The following is a 20,718-nucleotide window of genomic DNA, read 5'->3' on the forward strand; positions in this document are numbered from 1 at the left end:
CCATCATGACGTCACCACACCAAGCGCCGGCCGCGACCGACGTCGACACGCTGTTGGCGGCGATGCGGCCGAGGCTGCATCGCTACTGCGCCCGCATGGTCGGATCCGTCATCGACGGCGAGGATGTGCTGCAGGACGCGCTGATCAAGGCGGTGGAAGCCTTCGGGTCCGCCGCGCCGATCCAGAATCCGCAAGCCTGGCTGTTCCGGATCGCGCACAACACCGCGCTCGATTTCCTCAGGCGGCGCAACCGCCAGGAAGCGCTCCACGCGCCGGAGGAGGTGGACATGATGGCCGGAGAGCTTGATGACGTCGGCCGCCGCGAGATCGCCGCGACCAGCCTGCGCACCTTCATGCGCCTGCCGGTGGCGCAGCGTTCCAGCGTGATCCTGATGGATGTGCTCGGCTGCTCCCTGCAGGAGATCTGCGGCATCATGGATTTCAGCCTGCCCGCGGTGAAAGCCGCGCTGCACCGTGGACGCACCCAATTGCGCGAGTTTGCCGCCGAGCCGGACGACGCGCCGCGGCCCGGCCTGTCGCCGGCCGATCGCATCAGGCTCAACGCCTATGTCAGCCATTTCAACGCCCGCGACTTCGACGCCATCCGCGCCATGATCGCCGATGACATCAGGCTCGAGCTCGTCACCCGGACGCGGCTGAACGGCAAGGCCGAGGTGTCGCGCTACTTCGGCAATTATTCGAAGATCGACGACTGGCATCTGGTGACCGGACAGGTCGAGGGACGCCCCGCGATCCTGGTGTTCGATCCGACCGCTCTGGACGCGCCGCCGCGATCGTTCATGCTGCTCGACTGGTCGGCCGACAAGGTTGCGACGATCAGGGATTTCCGCCACGCGTCCTATGCGATCGACGGCGCCGAATGGGCGGTGGATCGGGGGTAATCGGCTTTCGCCGCCAGCCTTTGGCTCAGTGATCGCGCCACAAACTCCGCGTCGTCCCGGACAAGCCAACGGGTCGGCGCGAAGCGCCGCCCGATGACAGGCTCCGCGCGATCCGGGACCCATAACCACCAATGGCAATTGGTGTGCGATGCTGGGGCCACAGCTCGTTTCGACAACTGAAGCCTGTGGTTATGGGTCCCTGCTCCCGTGCGCAATTGCGCACTAGGCAGGGACGACAGCGGGTGAGCGCGCGCTACCGCGTCTTGCCGCCGAACTCGCCATTGGCGATCCGCGCGACGCGGCTGCCGCCTGCGGCCGGCGTGCTGCGTCTTTCAAACAGGCCATCGCCGTCGGTCTCGCGCGGCGATGGCGGGGCTTCTTCGTAATAGCCGCCGCTCCGCCAGACCAGCAGGACGATGTTCATTGCGCCATTGACGGCGGCGCCGACCACCGTTTCGGTGTGCTGATAGGTCAGCGCATATTCGGGAAATCGTCCGGCAATGGCCCTGTCGAGCACGAGGAGGGCGATCCATGCCGCCATCACGCAGACCGGATCCCAGCCCATGTCGCGCACTCGCATCGATTGCAGCATGAAGCAGATGACGAGCATGCCGTAAAAGGCAATGACCAGCACGGGGTTGCTCGATGCCTGCGCCAGCAGCACGTCCATACTGCCGCTCGCCGGTGCGTTGCCGGTGACGCCGTAGACCAGCATCATAAAGCCGAGGCCCACGACGAAGGTGCAGAAGAAGAAAGCCAGTCGGCCCATCCGGGCATTGAAGCCGAAGATGTAATTCAGCATGTGACGCACCCCTTTGGCGGCAGCGTCGGCCCGGGATGCTTTCCGGACCATGAAGCCCGCAGGCGCTTGCCGGCCCGTGGTTTCCGGGTGCTTTACCGGATCGTTAAAGCCTGCTGCAGTGCGGGCGTGGGTCGTTGCCGAAGGCCGCCGCCTGCGACAATCGTTGCCCACGCAACCGGCATTATATTTCTTGCCATGGTCGATTTAGACGAATTATGATGCAAGGTGCTGGGGTATGCGCCGAAGGTTCTAAGTCAGCGCCGTCGGTTCATGCTTGCTGCAGACTTGCGATATCGCGCACAAAATACGTCACAGAACGACGCGCGCAAAGCGTGACCCCGGGCCCTCGTGATCGAGCCTCGTGGGATCTTTGGTTGAGGAGGGGAGTGAATATGAAAAAGGCATTTTGGCTGGCAGGCGCCATGGCTCTGGCGCTGGCGCAGCCCGCGACGGCGGCTGACAGCGTCAAGATCGGCTTCGTCTCGACCTTCAGCGGTCCGACCGCCGTGATCGGCAACGACATGCGCAATTCCTTCGAACTCGCGCTCGACCATCTCGGCCGCAAGATCGACGGCAAGCCGGTCGAGGTGATCTACGAGGACGACCAGCAGAAGCCGGATGTCGGCAAGCAGAAGACCGAGAAGCTGGTGCAGTCCGACAAGGTCGACTTCATCGTCGGCTACATCTGGTCGAACGTACTGCTGGCGTCGCTGAAGACCGCGGTCGATTCCAAGACCTTCCTGATCTCGGCCAATGCCGGTCCGTCGCAGCTCGCCGGCGAACTGTGCTCGCCTTACGTGTTCTCGACCTCCTGGCAGAATGACCAGACCCCGCAAGCGGTCGGCACCTACATGAACCAGAAGGGCGTCAAGTCGGTGTTCCTGATCGGCCCGAACTACGCCGCAGGCAAGGACATGCTGGCCGGCGTCAAGAGCACGTTCAAGGGCCAGGTCGTCGGCGAGGAATATACGGTGTGGCCGAGCCAGCTCGACTTCTCCGCCGAACTCACCAAGGCGAAGAACTCCAAGGCCGAGTCGATCTTCGTGTTCTATCCGGGCGCGGCCGGCGTGCAGTTCCTGAACCAGTATGCGCAGGCCGGCATCAAGCAGCAGATTCCGCTCTACACCGCCTTCACTATCGACGAATTGTCGCTGCCGTTGCAGAAGGACAATGCGCTCGGCGTTCCCGGCGCGCAGCAATGGGTCAACGACCTGCCCAACGAGGAGAACAAGAAGTTCGTCGCCGACTACCGCAAGAAGTATCCCGGCCTGCGGCCGACCTTCTACGGCGCACAGTCCTACGACGCTGCCAACCTCATCAACAGCGCCGTGGTCGCGGTGAAGGGCGACCTGACGAAGAAGGACGCGATGAAGGCCGAGATGGAGAAGGTGAACTTCAAATCGGTGCGCGGACCGTTCAAGTACGGCAACAACCACATTCCGATCCAGAACTTCTATCTGCAGGACGTGGTCAAGGACGCCGAGGGCCAGCTCTCGCTGAAGACGGTCGCGACCATCGTCAAGGACGACCAGGATCGCTTCCACGACAAGTGTCCGATGAAGTGATTGTCGGGCGTCTTTTTGGCGCGCGGCTTGCTTCTCTTTACCTCGCCCCGCTCTTGCGGGGAGAGGTCAATCGCGAAGCGATTGGGTGAGGGGCTCTTTCCCGGCATTCGGTTTGCGGAAAGAGCCCCTCACCCCAACCCTCTCCCCGCAAGAGCGGGGCGAGGGAGAACCCGCAACGTGCAATGCGGCGGCGGCGCATGCGCGCTGCCGCTGTTTCATTTAATGGTGACGTAACCTCACGATGTATCTCGTCGTCGAACAACTGCTGAACGGCCTGCAATTCGGCCTCCTGCTGTTCCTGCTGGCGGCCGGGCTGACGCTGGTGTTCGGCATCATGGACTTCGTCAATCTGGCGCACGGCTCGCTCTACATGATGGGCGCCTATTTCGCGGCGACCTTCGTGGCCTGGACCGGCAGTTTTGTCCTTGGCGCGCTGATGGCGTTAGGGGCCACCTTACTGCTCGGCATCGTGCTGGAATATGTCGCGCTCAGGCATCTCTATGGCCGCGACCATCTCGACCAGGTGCTGGCGACGTTCGGCCTGATCCTGTTCTTCAACGACGCCGTCCGGCTGATATGGGGCCCGGCGGGCCTCGCGCTGCCGCTGCCGGCCTGGCTCACCGTGCCGGTGCAGATCATCCCCGGCGTTTACTATCCGGCCTACCGCCTCATGATCATCGTGGTCGCGCTGGCGGTCGCAGCAATGCTCTATCTCGTCGTGATGCGCACCCGCATCGGCATGCTGATCCGCGCCGGGGCCTCCAACCGCGAGATGATCGGGGCGCTCGGCATCAACATCAAGCTGCTGTTCACCCTGGTGTTCGGCCTTGGCGCGGCGCTCGCCGGCCTCGCCGGGCTGATGCAGGCGCCGATCCTCACCGTGCAGATCGGCATGGGCGAGAACATCCTGATCCTGGCCTTTGTCATCATCGTGATCGGCGGCATCGGCTCGATCCGCGGCGCGTTCATGGCCGCGATCTTCGTCGGCATCATCGACACGATGGGCCGCGCCTTCCTGCCCGACCTGCTGCGCAAGGTGCTGAGCGGGGCGGCGGCGTCCACCGCGGCGCCGGCGCTGTCCTCGATGCTGATCTACCTCCTGATGGCCATCATCCTTGTGCTGCGGCCCGAGGGGCTGTTCCCGGCGGCCAAACGATGATGCGAAAGCTCAACGTCTCCAATGCGGTCGCGGCGCTGATGTGTGCCGCCCTGATGCTGCTGCCGCTCTATTCGGCGGTCACGGGCAATATCTTCATCCTCACGCTGTTCACCCGGATCGTGATCTTCGCGCTTGCCGCCGCGAGCCTCAATCTGATCATGGGCTATGGCGGCATGATGAGCTTCGGCCACGCCGCCTATCTCGGCATCGGCGGCTATGCCGTCGGCATCCTCGCCGCCGAGGGCATCGGTTCCGGCTTCATCCAGTGGCCGGTGGCGCTCGCCGTTTCGGCGTTGTTTGCGCTGCTGATCGGCGCGCTCTCACTGCGCACCCGCGGCGTCTACTTCATCATGATCACGCTGGCCTTTGCGCAGATGGCCTACTACATCGCCTCCGCGCTGTCGCGCTACGGCGGCGACGACGGGCTCACCGTCTACAAGCGCAGCGACTTCGCCGGCCTGATCAACCTGTCGGATCGCAACCAGTTCTATTATCTCTGCCTGGCCTGCCTGTTCGGCGGCCTCTATCTGATCTGGCGCATCGTCAATTCGCGTTTCGGCCTCGTGGTGCAGGGCGTCCGCTCCAACGAGCAGCGCATGCAGGCGATCGGCTTCCATGCCAACCGCTACCGCCTGGTCTGCTTCGTGATATCAGGCACGATCTGTGGCCTCGCCGGCGCGCTGCTTGCCAACAACACCGATTTCGTCAGCCCCGCCGTGATGTACTGGACCCGCTCCGGCGATCTCATGGTGATGGTGATCCTCGGCGGCATGGGCTCGCTGTTCGGTCCCGTCATCGGCGCGATCGTCTATCTCCTGCTCGAGGAGCTGCTGTCGCAGTTCACCGAATATTCGGGGCTGATCCTCGGTCCGGTGCTGCTCCTGATCGTGCTGTTCGCGCGCGGCGGCATCATGGGCCTGCTCGGGAGGATGCGCCGTGGTTGATTCCTTGCCTGATCCCTTGCTCCGCGTCGACAATCTGGTCCGCCGCTTCGGCGGCATCACCGCGACCGACAACCTCTCGATGGAGGTGGTGCCAGGCGAATTGCACGCCATCATTGGCCCCAACGGCGCCGGCAAGACCACGCTGATCAGCCAGCTCACCGGGCAGGTGATGCCGAACTCCGGCACCATCCGCTTCGCCGGCCGCGACGTGACAAACCTGCCGTCCTACAAGCGCAGCCGCCTCGGGCTGGCGCGCTCGTTCCAGATCACCTCGCTGCTGAAGGATTTTTCCGCGATCGACAATGTCGCGCTGGCGGCCCAGGCGCATGACGGCCACTCGTTCCGCTTCTGGGGCAATGCGCGCAAGGAGCGGCATCTGCGCGAATCCGCGCGCGCGGCGCTCGAGCGCGTCGGCCTCGGCACGCGCGCCGATATCGTGGTGTCGCAGTTGAGCCATGGCGAGCAGCGCGAGCTCGAGCTCGCGGTCGCGCTCGCCACCAGGCCGCAGCTGTTGCTGCTGGACGAGCCGATGGCCGGGCTCGGCGTCACCGAATCGGCGCGGATGGTCGCGCTGCTGAAGGAGCTGCGCAAGGAAGTCACCATCGTGCTGGTCGAGCACGACATGGAGGCGGTGTTCGCGCTGGCCGACCGCATTACGGTGCTGGTCTATGGCCGTGTCATCGCCTGCGACGTGCCGGATGCGATCCGCAAGCACGACGAGGTCAAGCGCGCCTATCTCGGCGAACAGCATGCGGTGACGCGCCATGGCTGAGACCAAGATGACTGAAACCTTGCTTGAAGTGGATGGCATCGAGACCTGCTACGGGCTGAGCCAGGTGCTGTTCGGCCTGTCGCTCCAGATCAAGTCGGGCGAGATGGTCGCGCTGATGGGCCGCAACGGCATGGGCAAGACCACGACGATCCGCTCGATCATGGGCCTGACGCCGGCGCGGTCAGGCGCCATCCGCTTCGCCGGCGAGGCGGTGCGCGGCCTGCCGTCCTACAAGATCGCAAAGCTCGGCATCGGCCTGGTGCCGGAAGGCCGCCAGATCTTCCCCAACCTCACGGTGCGCGAAAATCTCGTCGCCGCGTCGGGCAATCGCTTCAGTGCCTCCGATCCGTGGACCATCGACAAGATCCATGCGCTGTTCCCGCGGCTCGCCGAACGCTCGGGCAATATGGGCGTCACGCTGTCCGGCGGCGAGCAGCAGATGCTCGCGATCGGCCGCGCGCTGATGACCAATCCGAAATTGCTGATTCTCGACGAGGCGACCGAGGGTCTTGCGCCCTTGATCCGCGACGAGATCTGGAGCTGCCTGTCGATGCTGAAGGGACGCGGGCAGTCGGTGCTGGTGATCGACAAGAACGTCGGAAACCTCGCCCGCATCGCCGACCGCCATTACATCATCGAGCGCGGCCGCACCGTGTGGAGCGGCACCAGCGGGGAGCTGATCGCCGAGCCGGATCTGCAGCACAAGTATCTCGGGATTTGAGCAGCAAGCATTGCCGTATCGCCGTCATCCTGAGGAGCCTGCGTAGCAGGCGTCTCGAAGGATCGATGGCCCGGCTGGTGGCCGTGCATCCTTCGAGACGCGCGGAGCCTGTCATCGGGCCGCGCTTCGCGCGGACCCGTTGGCGCTCCTCAGGATGACGGATCAGAGAGGCGGGCTGCCGCGGCTTACCGTGAAGAGCCTCGCAGCAGTCGTTTCGCTGCGTCGGCCGCTGCTGCGGCATAGGCGCGATCGCCATGCACCAGCATCAGGGAGATCGCGCCCTCGGATAGCAGCCAGATCTCGCGTGCGCGGCGGTCAGCCTCGCGGACACCGGCCCGCTTCAGCAAGTCGCCGAGATGGGTTTCGAGCAAGGCCTTGTGCCGGCGCGCAATCGCGCGTGCGGGATGGCCCGGAAGATCGGCCAGCTCGATGACCAGCCTGGTGAATCCCGAGCCGGCCCATCGCGGCCTGTCCGCCCAGACCGCGAGGTCGCGGAACAGGCCGTCGATGATCGCCGCCGGCGAGCCGGACAGCTTGTCGCCGAACGTCGCGAACGCGGCCAGGGCCAGTTCGTTCTGGGCTTCAAGCACGAAGGCGAGCAGCTGATCCTTGCTTTGAAAATGATTGTAGAGCGTGCGCTTCGTAACCCTCGTCGCCGATGCGATTTCGTCCATGCTGACGCGGCTGTATCCGCGCTGGCGAAACAGCACGTATGCGGCAGCAAGGATGCGCCGCCGGGTCGGTTCCGCAGATCGCGCCATGCAGTCACCCTCTTAAATATACCGGGTAGTGAATTTACATCGGTAGAAAAACCAATTGGAATGGCTTTCCGGGATTTTTCGGCCCGCGCCAGTCAGCTTCCTCGCGCTGCGAAAGCCATTGCCATGCCCGATTCATTGACGCTCAGAGAAATCAAAGCTCGTCCGGTGGTGCTGAAGCTGAAGCGGCCCGTGGTCGCGCGCATTGTCACGATATCGGAGTGGCCGCTCGTCCTCGTCGATCTGGTGACGGAGGAGGGCATTGTCGGGCGAAGCTATCTCGAGCCTTACATCGTGAAATCGCTGCGATATCTGGTTCCGGCGTTGCTTGATCTCGGCGAATTGCTCAGAGGTCGGAGCGTGGCGCCTGTCGAGCTGTTCGAGGCGGCGCGTAAATCGCTTCACTTCGTCGGCTATGAGGGATTGTCCATGATCGCCGCGTCGGGCCTCGACATGGCCGCGTGGGACGCGTTGGCGAAAGCCGCAAACAAGCCGCTGTGCGTGCTGTTGGGGGCGACGGTCGGCGCCGTGAGATCCTACAATAGCAACGGCCTTTGGCTGAAGGAGCCGGCCGCCGTCGCGGCCGAGGCTTTGGAATTGCGCGACGAAGGAGGGTTCTCAGCTCTGAAATTGCGCCTCGGCAGAAGCGATCCGCGCGAGGATCTGACGACCCTCGACGCCGTTCGAAAAGCAGTCGGGGATCGGATGCATTTGATGGTGGACTACAACCAGGGGCTAAATCTCGCCGAAGCCATCGAGCGGTGCCATGCGATCGATGATTATGGCCTCGACTGGATCGAAGAGCCTGTCGTCTATGACAATCTCGACGGACACGCCCAACTGGCGGCGGAGCTGAAGACGCCGATCCAGATCGGCGAGAACTTCTATGGTCCGAGGGAGATGCATAAGGCGATCGCGAAAAAGGCTTGCGACCTGGTGATGCCGGATTTCATGCGCATCGGCGGAGTGACGGGCTGGATGCGCGCGGCTGCGATCGCCGGCGCCGCGGGCATTCCCATCTCAACGCATCTTTATCCGGAAGTCGCCGCTCACGTCATGCGCGCAACGGAGACCGCTCACTGGTTGGAATGGCAGGACTGGGCCGATCCGATTCTCGAACGGCCATATGAAATCAAGGATGGTCTCTTGCATATTCCCGACACGCCGGGTGTCGGCTTGGAATGGAACGAAGCGGCCGTTGCGGCTCACCTTGCAAGCGTCTAAAGCGCGATGAGATTGGGTTGAATCGTCATCGCGCTTTAGCTCTTGTTTGAGCATGATCTTTTCGGAAAACCGCTTCACACTTTTCCGGATCATGCCCTAGAGCGGCGGAACGCCTGCGCCGACGCTTCCGTCAAAACATCTCGAAATATTCGCGGTGCTCCCAGTCGGACACCTCGGCCTGGAAGCGTTCGATCTCCGCATTCTTGATGAAGACGTAATAGTCCACGAACTCCGGCCCGAGCGCCTGGCGGAAGAACGGATCGTCGTTGAGCGCGAACACGGCCTCGCGCAGCGACTTCGGCAAAAGCGCGGCCTTGGCCTCGTAGGGCGTGTCGGCCGACGGGCCGGGATCGAGCTTGCGGTCGACGCCGTCGAGGCCGGAGAGGATCTGGCTTGCCATGTAGAGATAGGGATTGGCGGCGGGTTCGCCGATCCGGTTCTCCAGCCGGGTTGCCGGATCGCTGGCGCCGCCGAGCACGCGGATCATCACGCCGCGGTTGTCGCGGCCCCAGATCGCGCGGTCCGGCGCCAGCGAATAGGAGCGGTAGCGCTTGTAGCCGTTGATGGTCGGCGTCGTGAACACGGTCGAGGCCCGGGCGTGCTCGATCAGGCCGGCGAGCCAGGCGCGACCGAGCGCGCTGAGCGGCTCGCCGGTCTCCCTGGCCATGAAGGCGTTCTCGCCATTGGCGCGCGACACCAGCGACTGGTGCAGGTGCCAGCCGCTCGCGAACACGTTCGGCAGCTTCGGCCGGCACATGAAGGTCGCGTGATAGCCGTGGCGGCGCGCGATCTGCTTCACCGCCGAACGAAACAGCACCATGGTGTCGGCCGGCGCCAGCCCCACGGTCGGCGCGAAGGTGAATTCGCACTGGCTCGGGCCGAATTCGACCTCGACCGAGCGCAACGGCAGGTCGAGCGCGATGATGTCGCGGCGGATGATCTCGAGCGCCGGCTCCATCAGGTCGTAGCGCTGCTCGGTGAGGTACTGATAGCCGTGCGACAGCAGGCTGACCGACGGCGGCCGTCCGGGCTGGCCGGCATCCTCCGGCGCCATGTGGGCGTCGTCGAGCTTGAACAGATGGAATTCGACCTCGAGGCCGGCGACGAAATCGTAGCCGCGGCCTGCGAGCTGATCGAGCACCTTGCGATGGAGGTTGCGGGTCGCGAACGGCACCGGCCGTCCGTCGCTGAAATGGAGGTCGCAGAGCAGCCAGCCGGTGTTTTGCGCCCAGGGCAGCACGCGGAACGTGGTGGGATCTGCGACCATCAGCACGTCGGCCGCGCCCTCCATCTCCTTCATGCCGAAGCCGCCGCCTGATGTGAACACCGGAAACACCGTCTTGTGCGAGGTGTCCTTGGCGAGCATCGTCGTGGTGATGGAGCAGCCGCCCTCCAGCGAGCGCACCGCTTCGCCGGCGATCAGCGTCTTGCCGCGCAGGATGCCGTGCTGGTCGGGGAACGACAGGCGGATGACTTCGAGGTTCTTCTCCTCGACGATGCGGCGGAGGCGTTGTGCTGCCTCCTTCTGCTCATCCGACCACAGGCCGTGACGCTCGACGAAGCTCAAGGCGTTACTCCTCCGTCTCGGCACTCGTCATTGCGAGCGAAGCGAAGCAATCCATCGGGCCGAATATACGGAAGCATGGATTGCTTCGTCGCTTCGCTCCTCGCAATGACGACAAGTATTGGGCGCATGATTATTCCGCCGCCGTCAGATGATGCACCTTGCCGGCGATCTCGCGCGGCACGGGAGCTGCCCATGGTGCGCCGCGGCGGCGCTTGACGTCGACTTCCATCCAGTAGAGCTCCCAGCCCTGGGTCGGGCCGATGCCGTCCATCGTGGCCGGGCCCTGGATACTGCGCGCGGAGGCGTCGTCGAGGAACAGCATCGGTGTCTGCCCGCCCTCCACCTTCTCGATCTCCTGCCGCAGCAGGCGGCGGTACTGCACGATCGCCTTGTCGCTCTGGCCGAGATGCTCGTTGGTGCGGTCCTGGATCGCCCCCATCGATTCCACCGCCCACTGGTCGTGCACGTTGATGTCGGTGCCCATGCCGGTATAGGTCTCGGTCGCCTGCTCGTGCGGATCGAAGCCGTAATCGTTGCTCTTGTTCTTGCGCGACTTGTAGTCGGGCAGCGTATAGAGCTCGAGCCGCTGGTCGCGCATCTTCTGCTTGTCGACCGGCGCCGCGTAGCTGGTGAAGATCGCATACCAGTAGCAATTCTCGTCGTCGACCGGCACGTGCCACTGCGTGATCGTCATCTCGGTCGACATTGGAATGACGAAGCCGTGCGGGAATAGCTGGTTGGTGACGCGCACATGAGTGCGCTCGTCGTCGAGCTCGCGCAGCGCGATCAGGCGCAGACCGTATTCGGTGTGCTCGACATTGATGATGGGGCGATCATGTTCGCGCAGGATCTTGGTCATCGGCATGTCGCTGCCGGCCGAGGCGCCACGGAACTGCTTGCCGTAAGCCGCCGAGGTGTCCTCGTCCTCGAAGAAGCGATGCAGAAAGGAGGCGTGCGCCGGATCGATGCCGACCTCGAGCGCCTGCAGCCAGTTGCAGTTCATGTGGCCCTTGAACGCAAACGTATGGCTTCCGGGTGCAACGAAGCAGTCGAGCTCCGGAAAGGCGGGCGCGGCGCCTTCACCGAGCCAGGCCCACAGGATGCCGCTCTTCTCGACCACGGGATAGGAGCGCTGCCTGATGCCCTTGCACAGCTGCGAGCCGGCCGGCTCCGCCGGCGTCTCGATGCACTGGCCTGACGTGTCGAACAGCCAGCCGTGGAAGGCGCAGCGCAGCCCGCCATTCTCCAGCCGGCCGAAGGCGAGATCGGCGCCGCGATGTGCGCAGTGGCGGTCGATCAGCCCGTAGCTTCCGTCCTCGCCGCGAAACAGCACCAGGTTCTCGCCGAGCAGCCGCACCGGCCGAACCGGGCGCGGTCCTTCCAGCTCGTCGACCAGCGCCGCGGGCTGCCAGTAACTCCGCATCAGCTTGCCGCACGGGTCCTTGCGGCCGGTGCGGGCGATCAGATCGTTCGCTTCCTGGCTCATCATGGCGGCGTCTCCCGGATTTGGATTTGTTCGCCTATTGAACGAATGTGCGAATTATGCCATGTCTGTTTCGGACAGCAAGCGCAATTTTTGAACCGTTCAAAGCCGCAACCCAACCTAAAACGCCATGCCCAAGCTGAAGCGGACCGACCAGGACGAGCGCGCCACCGACTTCGTCGAGGCGCTCGATCGCGGCCTGCGCCTGCTGCAGGTGTTCGGCACCGTGTCCGGCCCGGCGACGCTGAGCGATCTGGCGCGCGCCGCCGATCTGCCGCGCGCCACCGCGCGCCGCATCCTGTTCACGCTCGCGCATGGCGGCTTCGTTGCCACCGACGGCAAGCTATTCACGCTGACGCCGCATGTGCTGACGCTGGCGGGCTCGTTCCTGCAATCCAACCAGGTGGTGACGGTGCTGCAGCCGGTGCTCGATCGCATCGCGACGGCAGCGCAGGAGATTGCCTCGCTCGCACTGCTCGACGGCGACGACGTCGTGTTCGTCGCGCGCTCGAGCCCGACCCGGGTGTTCTCCGCCGGTCTCGACATCGGCTACCGGCTGCCGGCGTTCTGCACCTCGGTCGGCCGCGCCATGCTCGGCCGGCTCACTGATGCCGAGCTCGCGGCGCGGCTGAAGACGATGCGCCGCGATCCGGTGACGGCGCAGACCGTCACCGATCCGAAGAAGCTGCTCGCCACCATCATCGCCGATCGTGCGCAGGGCTATTCCCTCGTCGATCGCGAGGCCGAGCCGCATTTCCGCTCCATCTCGGTGCCGGTGCACCGCTACGACGGCACCATCGTCGCCGCGATCAACATGGGCGCGCATGTCGATCGCGTGCCGATGCAGGAATTGATCGATCGCTTCCTGCCGCTGCTACGGGAAGGGGCTGATGATGTGAAGAGCCGGCTGCTCTAAGGTAGTCCAACTTCGCTGACGATTTTCGTCATTGCGAGGAGCGATAGCGACGAAGCAATCCATGCATCCACGCGCGCGGAGAGATGGATTGCTTCGCTTCGCTCGCAATGACGGGGATAGTGTTTCTCTTTGTGCTGTGAGATTACAGCGCCACGCTGCGCAGGCCGAAGCTGCGCGCTTCGTTCTGCAGCACCGGCCGCACGGAATCGATCAGCCGCGCGGCGGCGGCGTCGACCGAGAGGCCGGCGGTGTCGACCACCGCCGATGCGCGGGCATAGAGCGGCTCGCGGCTGACCAGGATGTTGCGTAATTCCGCCATCGCCGAGCGGTCGTCGGCCATCGGGCGCAGATCGCCCTGGCGGCGGACGCGGGCCATGTGCTCTTCCGGCTCGGCCTTCAGCCAGATCGTGTAGAACGACGACAGGATCAAATCGAAGGTCAGCGCCTCGGAGACGATGCCGCCGCCGGTCGCCAGCACCATCAATTCCTTCCGCGCCAACAGCTGCGTCAGCGCGGCCTGCTCCATGCGGCGGAAGCCTTCCTGGCCGTACAGCGCGATGATCTCGGCGACCGAGAGGCCGTTCTGTGCCTCGATCTCCTTGTTGAGCTCGACGAAGCTCCAGCCGATCTTCTTCGCCAGCATCCGGCCGAGCGTGGTCTTGCCGGCGCCGCGCAGGCCGATCAGCGCGATCCCGGAGAACGAGGCGCGGCGCGGCGCCAGCGGGCTGCTGCCGGCGAGCATGTCCTTGGCCTGCGCGATCTGGTTCGGCGACGCCTTGCGCAAGAGATCGCGGATCACGGCCCAGTCCGGCACCGGCTCGCTGGAGGGGATCAGGTCCTCGAGATGCGCACCCATTGCGCCTGCGACACGGCGCAGCAGCACGATCGAGACATTGCCTTTGCCGCTTTCGAGCTGGGCGATGTAGCGTTCGGAAATGCCGGAAACCTTGGCGAGCACCTTGCGCGACATGCCGCGCAGGGCGCGCATCGTGCGCACGCGCTGGCCGAGCTGCTCAAGGAAGTCGGTTTCCGGGTCGTTGGCTGCGGTCATGATCCCTGTGCGACGCGCGGTGCTGACTGAATCAGACCGAGGTTCTAGGAAACATAGTGCCGATAAGGATTGACAGCAAGCCAACGTGGTGGCTTTGTATGAATTATAATTCTTAAATTCACAGGAGAGGGAAGCGTGGCACGTCCGGGTCCGAGGAGCGGAGCATGACTTACAACGCGGTCTCCTGGCTGCTCGACCGCAACGTCGATGAAGGCCGCGGCGACAAGGTCGTGTTCGACGATACGGTGTCGCAAATCACCTATGGCCAGTTGCAGCAGCAGACCCGCCGCGTCGGCAACATGCTGCGCCGGCTCGGCGTCCGCCGCGAGGAGCGGGTCGCCATGATCATGCTGGACACGGTCGACTTTCCGATCGTGTTCCTCGGCGCGATCCGCGCCGGCGTGGTGCCGGTGCCGCTCAACACGCTGCTGACCGCGGAGCAGTATGCCTACATCCTCGGTGATTGCCGCGCCCGCGTGTTGTTCGTGTCGGAAGCGCTGCTGCCGGTCGTGAAGGACATCATTGCGCGGATGCCCGACCTCGAGCATGTCGTGGTCTCCGGCAAGGACGCGCACGGCCACAAGATGCTGTCCGATGAGATCGCACGCGAGAGCGACGTGTTCGCCACCGCGCCGACCCATGCCGACGAGCCGGCATTCTGGCTCTATTCGTCGGGCTCGACCGGCATGCCGAAGGGCGTGCGTCATCTGCATTCCAATCTCCCGGCGACCGCGGAGACCTACGCCAAGCAGGTGCTCGGGATCCGCGAGGATGATGTCGGCCTGTCGGCGGCAAAGCTGTTCTTCGCCTACGGGCTCGGCAACGCGCTGACGTTCCCGATGTCGGTCGGCGCCACCACGGTGTTGAACTCCGAGCGGCCGACGCCGGCGGTGATGTTCGCGCTGATGAACAAATATCACCCCAGCATCTTCTTCGGCGTGCCGACCCTGTTCGCGGCGATGCTGAACGACGAGGCGACCAAGGCGCAGTCCGGCGGCAACCGTTTGCGCGTTTGCACCTCGGCCGGCGAGGCGCTGCCGGAATCGGTCGGCAATGCCTGGCGCGCGCGGTTTGGCGTCGACATTCTCGACGGCGTCGGCTCGACCGAGCTGTTGCACATCTTCCTGTCGAACGCGCCCGGCGACATCAAATACGGCTCGTCCGGCCGTCCGGTGCCCGGCTACAAGGTGCGGCTGGTCAACGAGATCGGCGCCGACGTCGCGGACGGCGAGGTCGGCGAGCTGCTGGTCGATGCGCCCTCGGCCGGCGAGAGCTACTGGAATCAGCGCGCCAAGAGCCGCGCCACCTTCGAGGGCGCCTGGACCCGCACCGGCGACAAATACACGCGCGATGCCGACGGCCGTTACACCTTCTGCGGCCGCGCCGACGACATGTTCAAGGTCTCCGGCATCTGGGTGTCGCCGTTCGAGGTCGAGAGCGCGCTGATTACCCATCCCGCGGTGCTGGAGGCGGCGGTCGTGCCGGAGGCCGATCCGGAAGGCCTGCTCAAGCCGAAGGCTTATGTCGTGCTGCGGCCCGACAGTTCAGCCGCCGGCCTGCACGAGGCGCTGAAGGAGCACGTCAAGCAGAAGATCGGCCCGTGGAAATATCCGCGCTGGATCGATGTGGTCGACAATCTGCCGAAGACGGCGACCGGAAAGATCCAGCGCTTTAAGTTGCGGGAACACGAGCACTAGCTCCCCGCGTCGTCCCGGCCTAGTGCGCAATTGCGCACGGGAGCCGGGACCCATACGCCGCGGCCTTCGTTTCGAGAGACGCTGTTCAACAGCTTTGCGCAACAACTAACGCCTGTGGTTATGGGTCCCGGATCGCGCTTCGCTTGTCCGGGACGACGATGAGGAAGGCCTACCATGACAAACTTGAAACCCTCCGGCTTCCTCAGCATCGACGGCGCCGAGCTCGAATACCGCATGATCGGTCCCTCGCCGGACGCGGCGCCGACCATCGTGATGCTGCACGAAGGCCTCGGCTCGGTCGGGCTGTGGGGCGACTTCCCGGAGAAGCTGCAGGCGGTGACCGGCGCCGGCGTGTTCGTCTATTCGCGCGCGGGCTATGGCGCCTCGTCGCCGGCGAAGCTGCCGCGTCTGGTCGACTACATGCATCGCGAGGCACTCGACGTGCTGCCGAAATTGCTCGACCGGATCGGCTTCCGCCGCGGCTTGCTGCTCGGTCATTCCGACGGCGCGTCGATTGCCGCGATCTATGCCGGCGCGCATCAGGATCATCGCCTGCATGGCCTCGCGCTGCTGGCGCCGCACTTCATCGTCGAGGACATCTCGGTGAAGTCGATCGCCGAGATCAAGACGGCGTACGAGACCGCCAATCTGAAGGAGAAGCTGGCGCGCTGGCACAAGGACGTCGACAACGCCTTCTATGGCTGGAACGGCGCCTGGCTCGATCCGGCATTCCGCGACTGGGATATCTCCGACTATCTCGCCTATATCCGCGTGCCGGTGTTGATCGTGCAGGGCGCGGCCGACCAGTACGGCACCATGCGCCAGGTCGAGATCGCCCAGGAGGAGTGCTACTGCCCGGTCGATGTCACGGCCATCGATGGTGCCGGCCATTCGCCGCATCGCGAGGCGCCCGCGGTGACGCTCGAGGCGGTCGCCAAATTCGCCAAAGCGGCGCTGCGCGACGACCCGGCCCTGGCGGCCTGACGGCGCTGGCGGCCTGACCTGCCGGTGCCAGGTCATTGGCCGAGCGAGCGATTTTCGTGAACATGAAACAAAATGCATGTTTTTGCGTTTTGAACTAGACCAGATCGAAAACATGCACTATTGTGCATGAAGACCTCGACGACGAACCTTCAAACGAACAACAGCAAGACAACAGATAAGGGTGGCCCATGGCTGGTGACGATCGCGTCCTTGCAGGCGGGGCGAAGTACATCGACTTCCAGACCGACCCGTCGCGCTACCGGCACTGGAAGCTCGACGTTGCGGGCGATGTCGCGACGCTGACCATGGACGTCGACGAGAACGCTGGCCTGTTCGAGGGCTACCAGCTCAAGCTGAATTCCTACGATCTCGGCGTCGACATCGAGCTTGCGGACGCCGTGCAGCGCCTGCGCTTCGAGCATCCCGAGGTCAAGGTCGTGGTGATGCGCTCGGGCAAGAACCGGGTGTTCTGCGCCGGCGCCAACATCCGCATGCTGGCGGGCTCGACCCACGCCCACAAGGTCAACTTCTGCAAATTCACCAACGAGACCCGCAACGGCCTGGAAGACTCCAGCGAGAATTCCGGGCAGAGCTTCATCACCGTCGTCAACGGCACCGCGGCCGGCGGCGGCTATGAGCTGGCGCTCGCGACCGACCACATCATGATGGCCGATGACGGCGCTGCTGCCGTCGCACTCCCCGAAGTGCCGCTGCTCGCGGTGCTGCCGGGCACCGGCGGGCTCACGCGCGTCGTCGACAAGCGCAAGGTGCGCCGCGACCATGCCGATTTCTTCTGCACCATCGAGGAAGGCATCAAGGGCAAGCGCGCCGTTTCCTGGCGCCTGGTCGACGAGATCGCGCCGAACTCCAAGCTCGAGGGCAAGCTGGCCGAGCGCGTCAAGGAATTCGCCGCGAAGTCGAAGCGCAACGGCGCCGGCAAAGGCATTGCGCTTGTGCCCCTGACGCGCACCATCGACGACAGCGCCATCCGCTACGGCTTCGTCAGCGTCGACATCGATCGCGCCGCGCGCATCGCCACCATCTCGATCAAGGCGCCGGAAACCGCGGTGCCCGCCGACATCGACGGCATGATCGCGCAGGGCGCTGCGTTCTGGCCGCTGCAGGTCGCCCGCGAGCTTGATGACGCGATCCTGCATCTGCGCATCAACGAGCTCGGGATCGCGATGCTGGTGTTCAAGAGCCACGGCGACCGCGCCAATGTCGTGTCCTATGACGCGTTCCTGGAGGCCAACAAGACGCACTGGCTGGTCAACGAGGTCAGGCACTACTGGAAGCGCGTGCTCAAGCGCATCGACGTCACCTCGCGCACGCTGGTGACGCTGGTCGAGCCCGGCTCCTGCTTCGTCGGCACGCTGGCCGAGCTCGTGTTCGCCGCCGACCGCTCCTACATGCTGATCGGCCAGAAGCAGGGCGACAACCGTCCGCCGCCGGCGATCGAGCTGACGGCGATGAATTTCGGGCCCTATCCGATGAGCCACGGCCTGACCCGGCTGCAATCGCGCTTCCAGGCCGATCCGTCGGATCTGGAGCGCGCGCAAGGCTCGATCGGCAAGGCGCTCGACGCGGAGGAGGCCGAGGAACTCGGTCTCGTCACCTTCGCGCTCGACGACATCGACTGGGACGACGAGGTCCGCGTGTTCTTCGAGGAACGCACCTCGTTCTCGCCCGACGGTCTCACCGGCATGGAAGCCAATCTGCGCTTCGTCGGCCCGGAGACCATGGAATCGAAGATCTTCTCGCGCCTCTCGGCGTGGCAGAACTGGATCTTCCAGCGGCCGAACGCGGTCGGTGAGGACGGCGCACTGCGCCGCTACGGCACCGGCCAGAAGGCGCAATTCGACATGACGAGGGTTTAGGAATTTTCGCCGTCATCCTGAGGTGCGAGCCTTGCGGCGCAGTTGCGCCGCCGGGCGAGCCTCGAAGGATGATTGGAGGCAAGACCGCCAGACAAGCATCCTTCGAGACGCGCTACGCGCTCCTCAGGATGACGGCGGAGCAAGATGCGAGCCAGGATGAAAAGGAGGCTGCCATGAACATGAACATTATGAACGTCGATTACTCGACCAAGATTCCGAACAATGTGAATCTCGCCGAGGACCGCCAGGTGCTCAAGGCGCTGGAAGGCTGGCACCCCGGCTACATGGACTGGTGGAGCGACATGGGGCCGGACGGCTTCCAGGAATCGCTGGTCTATCTACGCACCGCCTATTCGGTCGATCCGCGCGGCTGGGCCAAGTTCGACTATGTGCGGATGCCCGAATATCGCTGGGGCATCTTGCTCGCGCCGCAGGAAGAGAACCGCGTCATTCCGTTCGGCGAGGACTATGGCAAGCCGGCCTGGCAGGAAGTCCCCGGCGAGCATCGCGCCATGCTGCGCCGCCTGATCGTGATCCAGGGCGACACCGAGCCAGCCTCGGTCGAGCAGCAGCGCCATCTCGGCAAGACCGCGCCGTCGCTCTACGACATGCGCAACCTGTTCCAGGTCAATGTCGAGGAAGGCCGCCATCTCTGGGCGATGGTTTATCTGCTGCAGAAGTATTTCGGCCGCGACGGCCGCGAGGAGGCGGATGATTTGTTGCGCCGCCGCTCGGGCGACGCGGATTCTCCGCGCATGCTCGGCGCCTTCAACGAAGCGACGCCGGATTGGCTGTCGTTCTTCATGTTCACCTACTTCACCGACCGCGACGGCAAGATGCAGCTGCACTCGCTGGCGCAGTCGGGCTTCGATCCGCTGTCGCGCACCTGCCGCTTCATGCTGACCGAGGAAGCCCACCACATGTTCGTCGGCGAGACCGGCATCACCCGCGTCGTGCAGCGCACCTGCGATGCGATGAAGGAAGCCGGCATCACCGATCCGAACGACATCGCCAAGATCCGCGCGCTTGGCGTGATCGACCTGCCGACCATCCAGAAGAAGCTGAACCTGCACTATTCGCTGTCGCTCGATTTGTTCGGCTCGGAAGTGTCGACCAACGCGGCCAATGCCTTCAACGCCGGCATCAAGGGCCGCTACAAGGAGACCACGATCGACGACGACCACCAGCTCAAGAGCTCGACCTATCCGGTCATGAAGATGGTGGACGGCCAGATCAAGATGGTCGACGAGCCGGCGCTGACCGCGCTCAATATGCGGCTGCGCGACGACTACACGCAGGATTGCGTCAAGGGCATGCTGCGCTGGAACAAGGTGATCTCGACATCAGGCATCGACTACAAGCTCCAGGTACCGAACACCGCCTTCCACCGCCAGATCGGCGAGTTCAAGGACGTCCATGCGACGCCCGATGGCCTCTTGATCGACGACGCCACCTGGGCCAAGCGCAAGAACGACTGGCTGCCGTCGGCCGCTGACGGCGACTTCATCGCCTCGCTGATGAAGCCGGTGACCGAACCCGGCCAGTTCGCCTCCTGGATCTCGCCGCCCAAGGTCGGCATCGACAACAAGCCGGGCGACTTCGAATATGTGAGGATCGAGAGCTGATCGGCGCGAGCATGATCCGGAAAAGTGTGAAGCGGTTTTCCGAAGAGATCATGCTCAAGCAAAATTAGGTCATGATGCAAGATCGCATCATGACCTAGCAGTTCCTCTCCTCCCGGAGGGGCCGAAAAGGGGTAAGCCGAGAAGGTCCTGGCTTGCCCCTTTTCTTTTTTGAGACGTGCGTTCGCTCACGCGCGATGAAATGCCAGCGCTTCCCGGCCTGACAATCGCGACGTGTTTGCGCGGAGATCACGTCGCTCCAACAGTGGCGACAGTCATGCCGAACTGGGGAGCCGCTTCGGCCAGGCAATCCAGCCGACGACTATTGATAGTGTTGCCACGACAAGCGGCGCCACGCCGTGCCCGTATTCGCCGTGGAATGTGACGGTCGCGAGCGCTGCCAACATCACGGTGCAGCCGAGCGCCGAGCCCCACAGCCGCGTCCGTGCCCGCGCCAGCAGAACGGCGGTCGTGAGTTCCAGCGATCCGGTTACGAAATGGAACCAGTACGGGTATCCCCACCGCAGATATTCTTCGTAGATAGACCCAGGGGCGAAGATGTTGCTGAGCGATCCCACGACGAAGAAAGCTGCAAGCGCCAAGGCCGGGACTTCGCGCCAGGAAATCTTTGACATTTGTCGGTCCTTTTCTGATTAGGGCGCCGCGGAGAGACG

The 20,718-nt window shown here is 64.2% G+C and carries 18 protein-coding genes; 12 read left to right on the top strand and 6 right to left on the bottom strand.

The genetic code is table 11. The annotated features are described in order from the left end of the window. Positions 1 to 5 precede the first annotated feature (5 nt). Positions 6 to 902 carry a sigma-70 family RNA polymerase sigma factor gene (locus I6F38_RS33420; RefSeq protein WP_225163398.1) on the top strand — a complete coding sequence of 299 codons (897 nt, stop codon included), beginning with the start codon at positions 6 to 8 and terminating at the stop codon, positions 900 to 902. Positions 903 to 1,155: 253 nt separating this feature from the next. Here the strand turns inward: I6F38_RS33420 and I6F38_RS33425 are convergent, their stop codons facing one another. Beyond that, positions 1,156 to 1,875, bottom strand: a complete 720-nt coding sequence (locus I6F38_RS33425; protein ID WP_225163399.1) for a DUF805 domain-containing protein — start codon at positions 1,873 to 1,875, stop codon at positions 1,156 to 1,158. A 221-nt stretch (positions 1,876 to 2,096) separates the two neighbouring features. On the opposite strand from I6F38_RS33425, the gene I6F38_RS33430 reads away from it, so the two are divergent. The 5 genes from I6F38_RS33430 to I6F38_RS33450 all read left to right on the top strand — a co-directional run bounded on the left by I6F38_RS33430 (position 2,097) and on the right by I6F38_RS33450 (position 6,865). Then, a complete protein-coding gene (locus I6F38_RS33430) occupies positions 2,097 to 3,269 on the top strand; it encodes an ABC transporter substrate-binding protein (RefSeq protein WP_028333777.1) in 1,173 nt (390 codons plus the stop codon). Between the two features lie 241 nt (positions 3,270 to 3,510). Next, a complete protein-coding gene (locus I6F38_RS33435) occupies positions 3,511 to 4,428 on the top strand; it encodes a branched-chain amino acid ABC transporter permease (protein WP_018269575.1) in 918 nt (305 codons plus the stop codon). Beyond that, positions 4,428 to 5,372, top strand: coding sequence for a branched-chain amino acid ABC transporter permease (locus I6F38_RS33440; protein ID WP_057019528.1), 945 nt, complete (start codon positions 4,428 to 4,430; stop codon positions 5,370 to 5,372). Before I6F38_RS33435 ends, I6F38_RS33440 begins: the two co-directional genes overlap by 1 nt. A 4-nt stretch (positions 5,373 to 5,376) precedes the next feature. Continuing rightward, positions 5,377 to 6,144 (top strand): ABC transporter ATP-binding protein, encoded by a 768-nt coding sequence (locus tag I6F38_RS33445; protein WP_225163423.1) that lies wholly within the window; start codon positions 5,377 to 5,379, stop codon positions 6,142 to 6,144. Next, positions 6,137 to 6,865: an ABC transporter ATP-binding protein gene (locus I6F38_RS33450; protein WP_225163400.1), complete on the top strand. Its 729-nt coding sequence runs from the start codon at positions 6,137 to 6,139 to the stop codon at positions 6,863 to 6,865. The genes I6F38_RS33445 and I6F38_RS33450 overlap by 8 nt, the downstream gene beginning before the upstream one ends. 185 nt (positions 6,866 to 7,050) lie before the next feature. On the opposite strand, the gene I6F38_RS33455 is transcribed toward I6F38_RS33450, so the two are convergent. Further along, entirely contained in the window at positions 7,051 to 7,626 is a 576-nt protein-coding gene (locus I6F38_RS33455; RefSeq protein ID WP_225163401.1) for a TetR/AcrR family transcriptional regulator, read from the bottom strand. Positions 7,627 to 7,686: 60 nt separating this feature from the next. Between I6F38_RS33455 and I6F38_RS33460 the strand changes: the two genes are divergently transcribed. Continuing rightward, the gene (locus tag I6F38_RS33460; RefSeq protein ID WP_225163402.1) at positions 7,687 to 8,847 is read left to right on the top strand and encodes an enolase C-terminal domain-like protein; all 1,161 of its coding nucleotides are present in this window, start codon (positions 7,687 to 7,689) and stop codon (positions 8,845 to 8,847) included. Positions 8,848 to 8,977: 130 nt separating this feature from the next. Here the strand turns inward: I6F38_RS33460 and I6F38_RS33465 are convergent, their stop codons facing one another. Beyond that, positions 8,978 to 10,414, bottom strand: a complete 1,437-nt coding sequence (locus tag I6F38_RS33465) for a glutamine synthetase family protein (RefSeq protein WP_225163403.1) — start codon at positions 10,412 to 10,414, stop codon at positions 8,978 to 8,980. A 130-nt stretch (positions 10,415 to 10,544) separates the two neighbouring features. After that, positions 10,545 to 11,903: an aromatic ring-hydroxylating dioxygenase subunit alpha gene (locus tag I6F38_RS33470; RefSeq protein ID WP_225163404.1), complete on the bottom strand. Its 1,359-nt coding sequence runs from the start codon at positions 11,901 to 11,903 to the stop codon at positions 10,545 to 10,547. 124 nt (positions 11,904 to 12,027) lie between these two features. Here I6F38_RS33470 and I6F38_RS33475 point away from each other — a divergent pair, with 124 nt between their 5' ends. Next, a complete protein-coding gene (locus I6F38_RS33475; protein WP_225163405.1) occupies positions 12,028 to 12,813 on the top strand; it encodes an IclR family transcriptional regulator C-terminal domain-containing protein in 786 nt (261 codons plus the stop codon). Positions 12,814 to 12,955: 142 nt separating this feature from the next. On the opposite strand, the gene I6F38_RS33480 is transcribed toward I6F38_RS33475, so the two are convergent. Beyond that, the gene (locus tag I6F38_RS33480; protein ID WP_276573528.1) at positions 12,956 to 13,948 is read right to left on the bottom strand and encodes a helix-turn-helix transcriptional regulator; all 993 of its coding nucleotides are present in this window, start codon (positions 13,946 to 13,948) and stop codon (positions 12,956 to 12,958) included. A gap of 80 nt (positions 13,949 to 14,028) precedes the next feature. Here I6F38_RS33480 and I6F38_RS33485 point away from each other — a divergent pair, with 80 nt between their 5' ends. From I6F38_RS33485 to boxB, 4 genes are all read left to right on the top strand, one after another. Then, positions 14,029 to 15,561, top strand: a complete 1,533-nt coding sequence (locus I6F38_RS33485; RefSeq protein ID WP_225163406.1) for a benzoate-CoA ligase family protein — start codon at positions 14,029 to 14,031, stop codon at positions 15,559 to 15,561. 174 nt (positions 15,562 to 15,735) lie between these two features. Then, positions 15,736 to 16,545, top strand: a complete 810-nt coding sequence (locus I6F38_RS33490) for an alpha/beta hydrolase (RefSeq protein WP_225163407.1) — start codon at positions 15,736 to 15,738, stop codon at positions 16,543 to 16,545. Between the two features lie 188 nt (positions 16,546 to 16,733). After that, positions 16,734 to 18,422 carry a 2,3-epoxybenzoyl-CoA dihydrolase gene (gene boxC, locus I6F38_RS33495; protein ID WP_225163408.1) on the top strand — a complete coding sequence of 563 codons (1,689 nt, stop codon included), beginning with the start codon at positions 16,734 to 16,736 and terminating at the stop codon, positions 18,420 to 18,422. Between the two features lie 173 nt (positions 18,423 to 18,595). Next, positions 18,596 to 20,047 (top strand): benzoyl-CoA 2,3-epoxidase subunit BoxB, encoded by a 1,452-nt coding sequence (gene boxB / locus I6F38_RS33500; protein ID WP_225163409.1) that lies wholly within the window; start codon positions 18,596 to 18,598, stop codon positions 20,045 to 20,047. Positions 20,048 to 20,319: 272 nt separating this feature from the next. On the opposite strand, the gene I6F38_RS33505 is transcribed toward boxB, so the two are convergent. Beyond that, positions 20,320 to 20,679 (bottom strand): DoxX family protein, encoded by a 360-nt coding sequence (locus I6F38_RS33505; protein WP_225163410.1) that lies wholly within the window; start codon positions 20,677 to 20,679, stop codon positions 20,320 to 20,322. Between the last annotated feature and the right edge of the window lie 39 nt (positions 20,680 to 20,718).

The organism is Bradyrhizobium sp. BRP56 (genome assembly GCF_020194035.1).
Classification (GTDB): Bacteria; Pseudomonadota; Alphaproteobacteria; order Rhizobiales; family Xanthobacteraceae; genus Bradyrhizobium; species Bradyrhizobium australafricanum.

Bases quoted from the DNA above. Each gene is read 5' to 3' on its own strand.
- I6F38_RS33420 (WP_225163398.1), top strand. From the start codon at position 6: ATGACGTCACCACACCAAGCGCCGGCCGCGACCGACGTCGACACGCTG.
- I6F38_RS33430 (WP_028333777.1), top strand. From the start codon at position 2,097: ATGAAAAAGGCATTTTGGCTGGCAGGCGCCATGGCTCTGGCGCTGGCG.
- I6F38_RS33435 (WP_018269575.1), top strand. From the start codon at position 3,511: ATGTATCTCGTCGTCGAACAACTGCTGAACGGCCTGCAATTCGGCCTC.
- I6F38_RS33440 (WP_057019528.1), top strand. From the start codon at position 4,428: ATGCGAAAGCTCAACGTCTCCAATGCGGTCGCGGCGCTGATGTGTGCC.
- I6F38_RS33450 (WP_225163400.1), top strand. From the start codon at position 6,137: ATGGCTGAGACCAAGATGACTGAAACCTTGCTTGAAGTGGATGGCATC.
- I6F38_RS33455 (WP_225163401.1), bottom strand. From the start codon at position 7,626: ATGGCGCGATCTGCGGAACCGACCCGGCGGCGCATCCTTGCTGCCGCA.
- I6F38_RS33460 (WP_225163402.1), top strand. From the start codon at position 7,687: ATGGCTTTCCGGGATTTTTCGGCCCGCGCCAGTCAGCTTCCTCGCGCT.
- I6F38_RS33470 (WP_225163404.1), bottom strand. From the start codon at position 11,903: ATGATGAGCCAGGAAGCGAACGATCTGATCGCCCGCACCGGCCGCAAG.
- I6F38_RS33475 (WP_225163405.1), top strand. From the start codon at position 12,028: ATGCCCAAGCTGAAGCGGACCGACCAGGACGAGCGCGCCACCGACTTC.
- I6F38_RS33485 (WP_225163406.1), top strand. From the start codon at position 14,029: ATGACTTACAACGCGGTCTCCTGGCTGCTCGACCGCAACGTCGATGAA.
- I6F38_RS33490 (WP_225163407.1), top strand. From the start codon at position 15,736: ATGACAAACTTGAAACCCTCCGGCTTCCTCAGCATCGACGGCGCCGAG.
- boxC (WP_225163408.1), top strand. From the start codon at position 16,734: ATGGCTGGTGACGATCGCGTCCTTGCAGGCGGGGCGAAGTACATCGAC.
- boxB (WP_225163409.1), top strand. From the start codon at position 18,596: ATGAACATGAACATTATGAACGTCGATTACTCGACCAAGATTCCGAAC.
- I6F38_RS33505 (WP_225163410.1), bottom strand. From the start codon at position 20,679: ATGTCAAAGATTTCCTGGCGCGAAGTCCCGGCCTTGGCGCTTGCAGCT.